Below are 13424 nucleotides of genomic sequence, written 5' to 3'. Positions count from 1 at the left end.
GCCCGAAAGCGCCATGCCGAGCGCCTCGGCCATGGAAGCCATGGTGGAGGCGGTGCCCATGGTGTTGCAGGTGCCCGACGAACGGCTCATCGAGGCCTCAGCCTCGAGGAACTCGGCCTGTGTCATCTCGCCAGCCTTCACCATTTCGGAAAACTTCCACAGATGCGTACCTGAGCCGACGCGTTCACCGCGGAAATAGCCGTTCAGCATCGGCCCACCCGTGACGACGATCGAGGGCAAGTCGCAGGAAGCTGCCCCCATGAGAAGCGACGGCGTGGTCTTGTCGCAGCCGACCATCAGCACACAGCCATCGATCGGTTGGCCGCGGATCGCCTCCTCCACCGCGAGCGCGGCAAGGTTGCGATACATCATCGCGGTCGGCCGAAAGGTGTTTTCGGATGCCGAGAACACCGGCACCTCGACCGGGAAGCCGCCTGCCTCCCATACGCCCGCCTTCACCTTCTCGGCGAGCTCTCGCAAATGACCGTTGCACGGCGTCAGATCCGACCAGGTGTTGAGGATGCCGATAACCGGCCGTCCGTCGAACAGGTCGTGTGGATACCCTTGGTTCTTCAGCCAGCCGCGGTGATAGATCACGTCTCGGCTCGTGCCGCCGTACCATTCCTGCGACCGCAGCTTACGCGGCCATTCAGCTTTCTTTTTCATAGTCTCTGTCCTTCACGGCTTCCAGGTCGCCTCGCGCCACCCGGAAGCCGATGATGTCGTTACGCCAGGGTGTATGCGGTCTTGACGGTTGTGAAGAATTCGGCGGCGTATTTGCCCTGCTCGCGCGAGCCGTAGGACGAGCCCTTGCGTCCGCCGAAGGGAACATGGAAGTCGACGCCGGCGGTGGGCAGGTTGACCATGACCATGCCGGCTTCGGCGTTGCGCTTGAAGTGCGTCGCGTGCTTGAGGCTGGTGGTCGCGATGCCCGACGACAGGCCGAACGGCGTGTCGTTGGCGACAGCCAGCGCCTCTTCGTAATCCTTGACGCGGATGACCGATGCTACCGGTCCGAAGATTTCCTCGCGGGAAATGCGCATCTGGTTGGTCGCTTCGGTGAACAGCGTCGGCTGCAGGTAGAAGCCGGGTGTGTCACGCGCGATCAGCTCGCCGCCGAAGGCAAGCTTTGCGCCTTCATTTTTGCCGATCTCGATGTAGTCGGTGTCGGTCTTAAGCTGTCTCTCGTCGACGACCGGGCCGATATGCGTGCCGGTCTTCAGCGCGTGATCGACGTTCAGTGTCTTCAGCTTCTCGGTCATGGCCGCCACGAACCTGTCGTGGATGCCTTCCGTCACGATCAGGCGAGACGATGCCGTGCAGCGCTGGCCGGTCGAAAAGAAGGCCGAGTTGGCCGCCGCTTCGACGGCGACGGAAAGATCGGCGTCATCGAGGATGACCATCGGGTTCTTGCCGCCCATTTCGAGCTGAATCTTGCGATTATGCTCGATCGAGGAAACCGCGACGCGCTTGCCGGTGCCGACGGAGCCGGTGAAGGTGATGCCGGCAAGGTCGGGGCTGTCGAGCATCGTCTGGCCGACGATCGAGCCCTTGCCCATGACGAGGTTCAAAACGCCCTTCGGCAGGCCTGCACGGTTGAGGATGTCGACGATCGCCCAGGAGCAGCCGGGCACGAGTTCGGCCGGCTTGAAGACGATGGTGTTGCCGTAGCAGAGCGCCGGGGCGATCTTCCAGGCGGGGATCGCGATCGGGAAGTTCCAGGGCGTGATGATGCCGATGACGCCGAGCGGCTCGCGGGTGATCTCGACGCCGATGTTCGGACGCACGGAGGGCACAACTTCGCCGGCCAGGCGCAGCGCTTCGCCTGCGAAGAATTCGAAGATCTGTGAGGCGCGGATCGTCTCGCCGATGGCTTCCGGCAGGGTCTTGCCTTCTTCGCGGGCAAGTAGCGCGCCGAGTTCGTCCTTGCGCGCCATGATCTCGTCGCCGGCCTTCTTCAGGATGACGTGGCGCTCCCAGATGCCGGAATGCGACCAGGCGGGGAAGGCGGCCTTGGCGGCGGCGATCGCGTTCCGGGTGTCGGCGGCCGAGCCGCTGGCATAAAGGCCAACGACCTCCTTCGTATCGGATGGGTTGATGTTTTCGACGGCGTCGGCGCCGGTCCATTCGCCGGCGATCAGGTTTTGATAAATGGTCATGGGCTGAACGAGCCTCCTTTACCTTTACAGAGTGGTCCGGCCGCAGATCGCGGCCAGCCCAGCGCAAAATTCAAAGCTGCTTCACAGCGATATTTTCCTCGGCGGCAACCTTCAGCGGATTGCGCAACGGCAGGCCGAATTCGGCAACCTCGATTTCGAAAACATCGCCTTCTTCCGTCTTGACGCCATCTGCGAAGGAGAGCGTCGCCGTGCCGAACATGTGGACGTGAACGTCACCCGGGACGCGGAAGAGGCCATACTTGAAGTGGTGATATTCGAGATTCGCGAAGGTGTGCGACATGTTCGCCTCGCCGGAGAGGAACGGCTTTTCGAAGATCACCTTGTCGCCGCGCTTTATGCGCGAGGTACCGCGAATATCTTCCGGGGCAACGCCGATGCGGATTTCCGGACCGAAGCTTGCGGGACGCAGCTTGGAGTGGGCGAGATAGAGATAGTTGATCCGCTCGGTGACGTGGTCGGAAAATTCGTTGGAGAGCGCAAAGCCGATGCGGAACGGGGTACCGTCCTTGGCAATCACGTAGATGCCGGCCATTTCGGGCTCTTCGCCGCCGTCAAGCGCGAAGGAAGGGGAGACGAGGGGAGCGCCGGGCGCTGCAGCGCCATAGCCGTTGCCCTTATAGAACCATTCGGGCTGGACGCCCTTTTCTCCAGCCTTCGGCTTGCCGTTCTCGATGCCCATCTTGAACATCTTCATCGAGTCCGTGAGCGTTTCTTCCGCGGCCTCGGTGGTCTTCTTGTGCATGGAATCACGGGTCGCCGCTGAGCCAAGGTGGGTGAGGCCCGTACCCGTCAGGTGCAGGTGGGCAGCATCCGGATGCGTGATCGGCGGGAGGAATTTGCCTTCGGCATAGGCCTTTTCCAGATCGACGGCATCGCCATAGCCATGCGCCTCGATGATGGAAACGAGCGACTTGCCGGCGTCTGCAGCTTCCATTGCCAGCGCGTATACGCTGCCTGCATTCTTCACGGCTTTCGCTGCACCGCCCGGCTCACGCACGGCGACGATGATCTCTCCGTTCGAACCCTTGATCTGCGAAATAAGCACGGCTTTCATCCTCTTTAGCTGGGTGCGGACAAGCTCCGCCTCTCCGGCTCCCGAGGGACCCGGAACTGGTCTTACTCATGACTGCAAATGCCAGGACTGGCGCCGGAGCGCTTAGCCCTTATTCTTGTTATAAACGTCGAAGAAGACGGCGGCCAAAAGCACGAGGCCCTTCACCATCTGCTGGAAGTCGATACCGAGGCCGACGATCGACATGCCGTTGTTCATGACGCCCATGATGAACGCGCCGATGACGGCACCGGTGATCTTGCCGACACCACCGGAGGCCGAGGCGCCGCCGATGAAGCACGCCGCGATGACGTCGAGCTCGAAGCCCACGCCTGCCTTCGGCGTTGCCGAGTTCAGCCGAGCCGCCACGATCATGCCTGCGAGACCGGCAAGAACGCCCATGTTGACGAAGGTGTAGAAGCTCAGGCGCTCCGTGTTGATACCGGAGAGCTTGGTGGCTTTTTCGTTGCCGCCCATCGCATAGATGCGGCGGCCGATCGTCGTGCGGCGCGTGACAAATGCATAGGCTGCGATCAGCACGAGCATGACGACGAGAACGTTCGGCAGGCCCCTGTAAGTCGAAAGCTGATAGCCGAGAAAGAGGATCGCCAGGGAAACGACGGCGTTCTGGGCGATAAAGAAGCCCATCGGCTCGACATCGATGCCGTGGCTCTCATTCACCTTGCGGCGGCGCCAGGCAAGGTAAAATAGCACGACCGGAATGATGAGTGTCAGGATCAGCGACGTGGACTGCACCGGCGTTCCGGCGATGTCGATCATGCTGCCCGGCAGGAAGCCGGTGCTGATGATCTGGAAATCCTTCGGGAACGGGCCGATGTTTTTGCCCCCGAGTACGAAGAGCGTCAGGCCGCGGAAGACCAGCATGCCGGCAAGCGTCACAATGAAGGACGGGATGCGGTGATAGGCGATCCAGTAGCCTTGGGCGGCACCGATGATGCCGCCGATGATCAGGCAGAGAATGCCCGCCACCACGAAATTCATCTGCCACGTGACCATCATCATGGCGGCGAGGGCGCCGACGAAGGCGACAATCGAGCCGACGGACAGGTCGATATGGCCGGCCACAATGACGAGCAGCATCCCGAGCGCCATGATGACGATGAACGAGTTCTGCAGAACAAGGTTCGTCAGGTTGACCGGCTTGAAGAGAATGCCGCCGGTGTAGAACTGAAAGAAAACCATGATCGCGACGAGCGCAATGAGCATGCCGTATTCACGGATATTGCCACGGATATAGTCGGCAACGGAAACTACGTTGCTTTCCTCGGCGGCTGGAGGGTTGACCGGAGTCATTGTTTCTTCTCCCCTGAGCGCATGATAGCGCGCATGATGGTTTCTTGGCTCGCCTCTCCCTTTGGCAGTTCCGCAACGATACGTCCTTCATTCATGACATAGATGCGGTCGCACGTGCCAAGCAGTTCCGGCATTTCCGATGAGATCATCAGAACGCCTTTGCCGTCGGCGGCGAGCTGGTTGATGATAGTATAGATTTCGTATTTTGCACCGACATCGATACCGCGGGTGGGTTCGTCGAGGATCAAGACATCGGGATCGGAGAACAGCCACTTGGACAGCACGACCTTCTGCTGGTTGCCGCCCGATAGATTGATCGCTTCCTGGAAGATGCTGGAACTGCGGATGCGCAGCTTCGAGCGGTAGTCCGATGCGACCTTGGATTCCCTGATGCTGTCGATGACCGTCGCGTTCGAGACCCCGGCTAGATTGGCGAGCGTGGTGTTGTGAACGATGTTCTCGCCGAGCACGAGGCCGAGATGCTTGCGGTCCTCGGTCACATAGGCGAGACCGGCGTCGATCGCCTTGCGGACGGTGCTGACATCGACCTGCTTGCCATGCATCAGCACTTCGCCGCTGACCTTGTGGCCATAGGACTTTCCGAAGACGCTCATGGCGAATTCAGTGCGGCCGGCACCCATCAGGCCGGCGATGCCGACGACTTCGCCCTTGCGGACGCTGATGTTGACATTGTGCAGCACCTGCCGGTCGCGGTGATGCTGGTGATAGGCGTTCCAGTTCTTGACTTCGAGGATCGTTTCGCCGATCGGCACGGAGCGCGGCGGATAACGATCGGCAAGCTCGCGGCCCACCATGTTCTTGATGATGATATCTTCGCTGATTTCTTCGGTGTGACAGTCCATCGTCTTGACCGTCATGCCGTCGCGCAGAACCGTGATCTGGTCGGCAACTTTGCGCACTTCATTCAGCTTGTGGGTGATGATGATCGAGGTGAGGCCCTGGTTGCGGAACTCGATCAGCAGGTTCAGCAGCGCATCTGAGTCGCTTTCGTTGAGCGATGCCGTCGGTTCGTCGAGAATCAGGAGCTTCACGCTCTTAGACAGCGCCTTGGCAATCTCGACGAGTTGCTGCTTGCCGACGCCGATGTCGGTGACAAGCGTGTCCGGAGATTCGCGCAGGCCGACTTTTGCGAGCAGCTGCCGCGTGCGGTTGAACGTTTCCTGCCAGCTGATGATGCCGCTCTTGGCATTCTCGTTGCCGAGGAAGATATTCTCGCCGATCGACAGAAGCGGCACGAGCGCCAGCTCCTGATGGATGATGACGATGCCGATTTCTTCCGAATCCTTCAGGACCTTGAAGTTGCGGACTTCGCCTTCGTAGACGATCTCGCCATCGTACGTGCCGGCCGGGTAAACGCCGGAGAGAACTTTCATGAGGGTCGATTTTCCGGCCCCGTTCTCGCCCACCAATGCGTGAATTTCACCCTGACGAACCTTGAGGTTCACGTTCTCAAGCGCTTTTACGCCCGGGAACGTCTTGGTGATGTTCCGCATTTCGAGGATTGTATTGTCCATAGTCAAAATCCAACGTCAGCAGCCGGAAATACGGCGCGACGATCATAAAAGTGAAGACCGGAACCCGCAACCAGCGGATTCCGGCCAACTTGGTACAGTTACTTCAGCTGGTCAGCCGTGTAGTAACCGCCTTCGACGAGAACCTTCTCGTAGTTGGTCTTGTCGACCGCTACCGGCTTCAACAGGTAGGACGGAACAACCTTGACGCCGTTGTCGTAGGTCTTCGTGTCGTTGACTTCCGGCTCCTTGCCGGACATGACAGCGTCAACCATTGCAACGGTGACCTTGGCGAGTTCGCGCGTGTCCTTGAAGACTGTCGAGTGCTGTTCGCCAGCAATGATCGACTTGACGGACGGAATTTCAGCGTCCTGGCCGGAAACGACCGGGAGCGGCTGATCCGGGGTGCCGTAGCCGACGCCCTTCAGCGACGAGATGATGCCGATGGAGAGACCGTCGTACGGAGACAGGACGGCGTCGACCTTGGCGTCGGTGTAGTTAGCCGAAAGCAGGTTGTCCATGCGGGCCTGGGCCGTTGCCGCGTCCCAACGAAGCGTGCCGACCTTGTCCATGCCGGTCTGGCCGGACTTCACGACGAGCTTGCCGCTGTCGATGTAGGGCTGCAGGACAGACATTGCGCCGTCGTAGAAGAAGAAGGCGTTGTTGTCGTCCGGCGAACCGCCGAACAGTTCGATGTTGAACGGACCCTTGCCATCCTTGAGGCCGAGGGCGTCAACGATGGAGGTTGCCTGCAGAACGCCAACCTGGAAGTTGTCGAACGTTGCATAGTAGTCAACGTTGGCCGAGTCGCGGATCAGGCGGTCGTAGGCGATGACCTTGATGCCGGCGTCATGAGCCTTCTGGAGAACGTCGGAAAGCGTCGTACCGTCGATGGCGGCGATGACGAGAACCTTAACGCCCTTGGTGACCATGTTCTCGATCTGAGACAGCTGGTTCGGAATGTCGTCGTCTGCATACTGCAGGTCGGTGCCGTAGCCGGCTGCCTCAAGCTGCTTGACGATGTTGTTGCCGTCGTCGATCCAGCGAGCGGAAGACTTCGTGGGCATTGCGATGCCGACGGTCCCCTTGTCCTGCGCCAGTGCCGGCATAACGAATGAAGCGACGCCGAAGGCGGCCGCAGCCATCAATGAGATAATGGATTTCATTTCTCTCTCCCTTGTTAATAGACGGCGGACGAATATTCGCCCGCCACGAAACTGTGGCAGGTTCCGTAGATTGGATAGTTACTTCAGATGGTGAGAAACGAAGTAGGTCTCCTCCACGATCTCACACGTGTTGAGTGCCAACCAGCACACGGCCGCAAACTCGTATGGAATCTTATAACTGTCAAATAGAATAAGTGGTAAAGTGCATAACAAATTTGGTATATCGTTAAAAAGTATTACTTTTGATGGAAGGCGGATGGGAGGCCGCAACCATGGCGATTGTTTCCGGGTCGATTTCCGAGGATCGGATCGATATTCACAGCGATAATATTGGCGATGATGCCTTTCTGCGTGCGGGCTTGAAGCTCAATCACCTGCGCATGATCGTCGCAATCGAAGATAGCGGACAGATTTCCGCGGCGGCGGAGATGCTGAACATCTCCCAGCCTGCCGCCTCCAGAATGCTCGCTGAAATGGAATCGATCGTTAAGACGCCGCTTTACGAACGAATCGCCCGCGGTGTCGTGCTGACGACGTTCGGACAAGCACTCGCCAAGCGTGCACGAAAAATTCTGCTGGAATTGCGCGAGGCCAGCCGCGAGATCAGCGAATTGAAGAGCGGCAAGGGTGGTTCCGTCTTCATCGGCGCGGTCACAGCACCGGCCATGAGCCTGGTTGTTCCGGCCATCGACAAGGTTCGCAAGGCGTTTCCGGGCATCGAGATCAACATAGAGGTGGAGACCAGTAACGTCCTCGCGCGGGAATTGCTCGCCGCCAGGCACGATTTCATCATCGGCCGCATTCCCGACGACGTTAATCCGCGACTCTTCGAAGTGCGCGAGATCGGCATCGAAAAAGCCTGTTTGATCGTGCGCAGGGACCATCCGCTCCTCACGAAGAATGCAAGCAGCCTCGCCGATCTCCATGGTTACGGGTGGGTCTTCCAGCCGCCGGGCACACTGCTGCGGCGGACGCTGGAGGATATCTTTCTGGCGGCGGGCGTGCCATTGCCGGAAAATATCGTCAATACATCTTCCTTGCTGCTCACCTGCGCGATCATCTGCGAGACGGACGCGATCGCACCCGTGGCGCTGGATGTTGCCCAGTTCCTCGCCGGCCAGGATGCGAAGGCATCCGACGTGCGCGTGCTGCCGACCGATTTCAAGCTCGACGTAAAGCCCTACAGCCTCATCACCGCACGCGAGCGCGCCCTGCCTCCGAGTGCGCGGCTTCTCTACGACCTTATCCTCGAGGAAAGTCGGAAGCAGGGATGCTGAGCGCAAGCCCGGCGCCATGCTGGAGGTGTTCAATGCGCCACTTGGAAGGGAAGGGGCATGTTGTTCGGGCAATCGGTTTTTCAATCCGTTCTGGAACGGCTGAAAGCAGAAGAAGAGAGCGAAGACGAGGCCGAGGCGTCCGCTGCGCATCGCGTCCATGGCTTCACAACCGGTCTCGCCTTCGACGTGATGGAGGGCGTATCAGCGGCCTCGCAACGGGTGGGCCAAGCCTATCTCGATAATCTGGAACTGGAGATGCCTGTTGCCGCGGCAGAGGAGGACATCCAGCCGCAGCCCCGTGCGGAGCCTGAGCCGGAACCCGTCATGCCGGAACATCTTGCGCGCACAGCGCCTGCCGAAATCGCTGCGGAGCTCTCCATCACAGCCGCCGATACGCTGCAGACGCTGAACGAAAAGCGCCGTGCCTTTGCCAAGTCGAACCATCCCGATCGCGTCGCGCCTGCATTCCGGGAGAATGCAACGAAGCGCATGATGCTCGCGAACCTGCTGATCGATGAAGCTGTGCGGCATCGCGGCCGCTGATTATTCGGGGTCCGTCTCTTCCGGTTTGGGAGCCTCGGCGGGTTCGGCGGGTGTCTGTGGCTTGAAAGTCCAGAAGAGCATGTAGAAAGCATAGACGCCGGCGCCGGCCGACAGCACGCCCCAGAACGGGTCGCCGGTAATGAACTCCAGCGCCGCCCAGCCCAGGCACAGGCCCACGATCAGCGCCCGCACCCAGACGCGGCGGTAGGCCGGATGGTTTGGATCGATCAGCTGCATGTGTCCCCCGGTCATATTTCGATCACTTGTCTTTAGGATGGATTTCGAGAATGTGAAAGGGCAACGGGCTTGACGGCTCGAATAGAAAATGGAATGAAAATTCCACAATTGCTACAATTCGGTTTATTTGTTCCGAGTTCGAGGGAGGTTCTCATGACAGTCAGATTTGGTCTTCTCGGCGCCGGCCGCATCGGGAAGGTTCACGCGAAAGCCGTGAGCGGCAACGCGAATGCGAAACTCGTCGCCGTCGCCGACGCGCTTCCACAGGCGGCTGAAGCGATCGCTTCCGCTTATGGCTGCGAGCTCCGCACGATCGAGGCGATCGAGGCCGCCAAGGATGTCGACGCCGTCGTCATCTGCACGCCGACCGACACGCACGCGGATCTCATCGAGCGCTTCGCGCGGGCCGGCAAGGCGATCTTCTGCGAAAAGCCGATCGATCTCGACGTTGCCCGTGTCAAGGCCTGCATCAAGATCGTCGATGAGACTAAGGCGAAGCTGATGGTCGGTTTCAATCGCCGCTTCGACCCGCATTTCATGGCCGTGCGCAAGGCCATCGACGACGGCCGCATCGGCGAGGTCGAGATGGTGACAATCACCTCGCGTGATCCCGGGGCCCCGCCGGTCGACTACATCAAGCGCTCCGGCGGCATCTTCCGCGACATGACGATCCACGACTTCGACAGGGCCCGGTGCCTCCTTGGCGAGGAGCCGGTCTCGATAACCGCAACGGCCGCTGTCCTTGTCGACAAGGCAATCGGCGAGGCGGGCGACTATGACAGCGTTTCGGTCATCCTGCAGACGAAGTCCGGCAAGCAGGCGATCATCTCCAACTCCCGCCGCGCCACCTACGGCTACGACCAGCGCATCGAAGTGCACGGGTCGGAGGGCATGGTAGCGGCCGAGAATCAGCGTCCGGTCTCGATCGAAGTCGCCAACAGTGACGGCTATACGCGCCCGCCGCTGCACGACTTCTTCATGACCCGTTACACGGAAGCCTACGCCAACGAGATCGCAAGCTTCATCGCCGCGGTCGAGAAGGACGCAACGATTTCGCCCTCCGGCGCCGACGGCCTTGCCGCGCTGGCGCTCGCCGATGCGGCGGTACAGTCCGTCAAGGAAGGCAAGCTCATCAAGATCGGCTGACGGCAACTCCCGGCCGCAAGCCGAGCATGAGATGGCCGGGCAAACGCCCGGTCATTTCCGCATTTGCGCCAATCATCAGCGAAACTTGAAATAAGTATCAATGCTTCGCCTTTGACGCGAGGGCGCTTGGGGACTATCAGCGCGCGATACCGCATTGCCCCCAGGCCCTCCATGACCCTTGATCGTTTCGCTCCCGCCATTTTTGTCCTGCTTTGGTCCACCGGCTGGGTCGTCGCGAAATATGCGGCACGCCATTCGGAGCCCTTCACCTTCCTCGGTATCCGTTATGCGCTTTCGGCGCTGGCGTTTTTCGCTCTCTGCTGGGTGCTGAAGGCGAAATGGCCGGATCGCGCGACGGTTCTGCGCGCGATCTATTCCGGTTTCTTTCTGCACGGATTCTATCTTGCCGGCCTGTGGTGGGCCATTGCCAATGGCGTTGCAGCTGGCATTTCCGGGATCATCGCCGCGCTGCAGCCGCTGCTGACGGCGATGGTGGCGCCCTTCCTGATCGGCGAACACCTGCAGCCCACCCAGAAGTTCGGACTTCTCCTCGGCTTCTTCGGCATAGCGATCGCCGTTTCCCCGAAACTTTTCGATCCAGCCTCCGCGAGCCTCGTTCACGCCGCGGTGCCGCTCGCGATCAACCTAATCGCCATGATCTCCGTCACATACGGCACGATCTACCAGAAGAAACACTTGCAGACGGGTGATCTCAAGACGATCGCGACGATGCAATATGTCGGGGCGCTTATCGTCACCCTGCCGCTCGCGCTCGCCTTCGAGCGCCTGCATTTCGATGCAACGCCAGAGGCTTTCGGCGCCCTGATCTGGTCGGTCTTCGGCCTGTCGATGGGCGGGATCGGGCTGCTTCTTTACCTGATCCGCCGCGGCCAGGTCTCGCGCGCCGCATCGCTGATCTACCTGATGCCGCCAACGGTCGCGATCGAGGCCTTCATCGCTTTCGGCGAACCGCTGACCGTGCCGCTGATCATCGGAACGATCGTGGTCGTCACCGGCGTCTATCTGACGAACCGGAAAAGCGCCCGCATGGCTGAGGCTTGATCAAGCCTAATGGTTGGCATGGGTCAACTGCGCGATTTTGCGTACATGCGTGACGGCCGCGGTACCGCCGGCTGTCTTGGTGAACAGATCGAGCTTCTCTTCCTCGCTGTCATCAACCGGCGTCAGCGCCTGGTCCATGTAGTTTTTTGATGCCGGATTTCTCTTGATGAGGAACGCAGTTGCGCTCATGCGCAGGATGGTGCCTGCCAACGCGACGTGCTTGGCAACGGTTTCCCACACGAATTGCGGCCAGAAGACGAGGGGATGCTGCTGCGGCAATCCGGGCCGCCGTTCCGAGGGGTGCTTCAGCCGCAGCAGACCGCTTTGAAGGGGATGCACTTTTTCGAGCGGCACCGTGGTTGCAAAGGACACCAGCACCTTGACAAGGCTTGCAAGTGGCAAGCCGCTTGCAACGGCCCGGCGCAGCAAGGTCTTCACATGCTCCGGCGAATAATAAAGCGACCAGGCCTCGTGATAGATGTTCTCCCATTCCTGCCGGCTCATCTTCTCGTGCGCAGTGCAGACATGTTCGACGTCATAGGTATTGAGGTCGGCATCCATCGGGATGCCCTTGCGCCAGAGCGTCTGGTGATCCTCCGAGCCCGGCAGCGGCGTGAGCACGAAGAACTCGATGACATCGAGCGGCAGCTCGTGCTGAATGATCTTGATGTCGCGGCGAATGGTTTCCGGCGTGTCGGAAGGAAAGCCGAGGATGTAACCTGCGAGCGTCATGATTCCCTGCGCTTTCCAGGCGAGCAGCATCTTCCGGTATTCGGTGATCTTGTTCTGGTTCTTCTTGGCGGCCGTCAAATTGTCCGGATTGACGTTCTCCAGGCCGATGAAGACCCGCGTGACGCCGGCGCGTTTTGCCTTTTCGATGAAGTGCGGGATCTTGTGACAGAGCGTATCGACCTGGATCATTAGGCCGAGCGGGATGCCATGCCTTTCCTTCAGTTCAATCAGCCGGTCGAAGATCGCTTCCCAGTCCTTGTTGCGGGCGAAGTTGTCGTCGGTGATGAAAAATTTGTGGATGCCCTGCGCCCAGTTCATCCGCACCAGCTTTTCGATATCGTCGGTGGAGCGGAAACGGGATTTGCGGCCCTGCACATTGATGATCGTGCAGAATGAGCACTGGTAGGGGCAGCCGCGGCCGGCATCGAAGCTGCTGCTCAGCCCGAGCGTGTGTTCGACATTTTTTTTGGGCAGGAACGGCACAGGCGTGCCGCCGATGCCCGGAAGGTCGTTCATGAAATTGTAGACCGGCTCGAGCTCGCCATAGGCCGCGTCCTGCAAGACCTTGTCGAGCCTGCCTTCGGCCTCGCCGGCGAACATCGAAATGCCCATCTCCCGGCAGGCGTCGAGTTCGACCGCCTTTCCGTCGAGCATCGAAAGACAACCGGAAACGTGAAAGCCGCCCATCGAGACTGGAATGCCCGCCGCGCGAAACGGCCGGGCAATGTCGAGCGCCCGTGGATACTGGTTCGACTGAACGCCGACCAGCGCGACCATGCCGAAATTACCGTGCTGCCTCAGCAGCGCGAGCAGTTCCGGAATATGCACGCGTGTATTGGTTTCGTCGATCACCTTGATGTCGATGCCGACGCCCGGGCCGAGCACTTCACGCTCCGCGCAGTCTGCCGCAATGCCAAAGAGAGCCGCCAGCGAGTTCGAAGGGATCATGGCGCGCCACCAGCGGATCACGTAGCCGTCGTCGTCATAGTGCGACGGCTTGAGCAGAATGAGCTGAAAGCGGCGGCTGCCGGACGCTACGGGTGATCGCAAGGTCTATCTCTCTTATTGAATAAGCAGTCTGTCGTTGAATGCACCCAATGAGGGCCAGTGTCGCGAAGGCGCTGGCATGCAAGCGGAATTGCTAAGATCGGCAGATATGCCGGAAAATAGCAATGCAGATTGCG

General features: G+C 60.0%; 12 protein-coding genes. 4 read left to right on the top strand and 8 right to left on the bottom strand.

Annotated features, from left to right (window positions below; genetic code table 11):
* From C9413_RS03430 to chvE, 6 genes are all read right to left on the bottom strand, one after another.
* A partial coding sequence (locus C9413_RS03430) for a dihydroxy-acid dehydratase (protein WP_170250185.1) occupies nucleotides 1-666 on the bottom strand: 666 nt, incomplete at its 3' end.
* A 59-nt stretch (nucleotides 667-725) separates the two neighbouring features.
* Nucleotides 726-2159: an aldehyde dehydrogenase family protein gene (locus tag C9413_RS03425; RefSeq protein ID WP_039845581.1), complete on the bottom strand. Its 1434-nt coding sequence runs from the start codon at nucleotides 2157-2159 to the stop codon at nucleotides 726-728.
* Between the two features lie 70 nt (nucleotides 2160-2229).
* Entirely contained in the window at nucleotides 2230-3225 is a 996-nt protein-coding gene (araD1, locus tag C9413_RS03420; RefSeq protein ID WP_039846868.1) for an AraD1 family protein, read from the bottom strand.
* Between the two features lie 111 nt (nucleotides 3226-3336).
* Entirely contained in the window at nucleotides 3337-4545 is a 1209-nt protein-coding gene (mmsB, locus tag C9413_RS03415; protein ID WP_022717091.1) for a multiple monosaccharide ABC transporter permease, read from the bottom strand.
* Nucleotides 4542-6080, bottom strand: a complete 1539-nt coding sequence (gene mmsA / locus C9413_RS03410; protein WP_039845580.1) for a multiple monosaccharide ABC transporter ATP-binding protein — start codon at nucleotides 6078-6080, stop codon at nucleotides 4542-4544. Before mmsA ends, mmsB begins: the two co-directional genes overlap by 4 nt.
* Before the next feature lie 98 nt (nucleotides 6081-6178).
* On the bottom strand, nucleotides 6179-7243 hold the full coding sequence (chvE, locus tag C9413_RS03405; protein WP_039845579.1) for a multiple monosaccharide ABC transporter substrate-binding protein: 1065 nt from the start codon (nucleotides 7241-7243) through the stop codon (nucleotides 6179-6181).
* 272 nt (nucleotides 7244-7515) lie between these two features.
* On the opposite strand from chvE, the gene C9413_RS03400 reads away from it, so the two are divergent.
* Together C9413_RS03400 and C9413_RS03395 are read left to right on the top strand one after the other, a co-directional pair.
* Nucleotides 7516-8520 (top strand): LysR family transcriptional regulator, encoded by a 1005-nt coding sequence (locus C9413_RS03400; RefSeq protein ID WP_039846867.1) that lies wholly within the window; start codon nucleotides 7516-7518, stop codon nucleotides 8518-8520.
* Between the two features lie 57 nt (nucleotides 8521-8577).
* The gene (locus C9413_RS03395) at nucleotides 8578-9063 is read left to right on the top strand and encodes a hypothetical protein (RefSeq protein ID WP_039845578.1); all 486 of its coding nucleotides are present in this window, start codon (nucleotides 8578-8580) and stop codon (nucleotides 9061-9063) included.
* Here C9413_RS03395 and C9413_RS03390 read toward each other — a convergent pair whose 3' ends face one another.
* Nucleotides 9064-9300 carry a hypothetical protein gene (locus tag C9413_RS03390; protein WP_039845577.1) on the bottom strand — a complete coding sequence of 79 codons (237 nt, stop codon included), beginning with the start codon at nucleotides 9298-9300 and terminating at the stop codon, nucleotides 9064-9066.
* Nucleotides 9301-9453: 153 nt separating this feature from the next.
* Between C9413_RS03390 and iolG the strand changes: the two genes are divergently transcribed.
* Complete coding sequence (gene iolG / locus C9413_RS03385) at nucleotides 9454-10446, top strand: inositol 2-dehydrogenase (RefSeq protein WP_170250184.1); 993 nt, start codon at nucleotides 9454-9456, stop codon at nucleotides 10444-10446.
* 171 nt (nucleotides 10447-10617) lie between these two features.
* Nucleotides 10618-11508: a DMT family transporter gene (locus tag C9413_RS03380; RefSeq protein ID WP_039845575.1), complete on the top strand. Its 891-nt coding sequence runs from the start codon at nucleotides 10618-10620 to the stop codon at nucleotides 11506-11508.
* 6 nt (nucleotides 11509-11514) lie between these two features.
* On the opposite strand, the gene C9413_RS03375 is transcribed toward C9413_RS03380, so the two are convergent.
* Nucleotides 11515-13290 (bottom strand): radical SAM protein, encoded by a 1776-nt coding sequence (locus C9413_RS03375; protein ID WP_039845574.1) that lies wholly within the window; start codon nucleotides 13288-13290, stop codon nucleotides 11515-11517.
* Between the last annotated feature and the right edge of the window lie 134 nt (nucleotides 13291-13424).

Origin of the sequence: Rhizobium sp. SEMIA 4085, assembly GCF_013004495.1 — a bacterium.
Lineage (GTDB): Bacteria > Pseudomonadota > Alphaproteobacteria > Rhizobiales > Rhizobiaceae > Rhizobium > Rhizobium gallicum.
Note: the sequence above shows the minus strand (reverse complement) of the source record. Positions and strands in the feature narration are given on the sequence as shown.

Bases quoted from the DNA above. Each gene is read 5' to 3' on its own strand.
- C9413_RS03425 (WP_039845581.1), bottom strand. From the start codon at position 2,159: ATGACCATTTATCAAAACCTGATCGCCGGCGAATGGACCGGCGCCGAC.
- mmsB (WP_022717091.1), bottom strand. From the start codon at position 4,545: ATGACTCCGGTCAACCCTCCAGCCGCCGAGGAAAGCAACGTAGTTTCC.
- mmsA (WP_039845580.1), bottom strand. From the start codon at position 6,080: ATGGACAATACAATCCTCGAAATGCGGAACATCACCAAGACGTTCCCG.
- chvE (WP_039845579.1), bottom strand. From the start codon at position 7,243: ATGAAATCCATTATCTCATTGATGGCTGCGGCCGCCTTCGGCGTCGCT.
- C9413_RS03400 (WP_039846867.1), top strand. From the start codon at position 7,516: ATGGCGATTGTTTCCGGGTCGATTTCCGAGGATCGGATCGATATTCAC.
- C9413_RS03395 (WP_039845578.1), top strand. From the start codon at position 8,578: ATGTTGTTCGGGCAATCGGTTTTTCAATCCGTTCTGGAACGGCTGAAA.
- C9413_RS03390 (WP_039845577.1), bottom strand. From the start codon at position 9,300: ATGCAGCTGATCGATCCAAACCATCCGGCCTACCGCCGCGTCTGGGTG.
- iolG (WP_170250184.1), top strand. From the start codon at position 9,454: ATGACAGTCAGATTTGGTCTTCTCGGCGCCGGCCGCATCGGGAAGGTT.
- C9413_RS03380 (WP_039845575.1), top strand. From the start codon at position 10,618: ATGACCCTTGATCGTTTCGCTCCCGCCATTTTTGTCCTGCTTTGGTCC.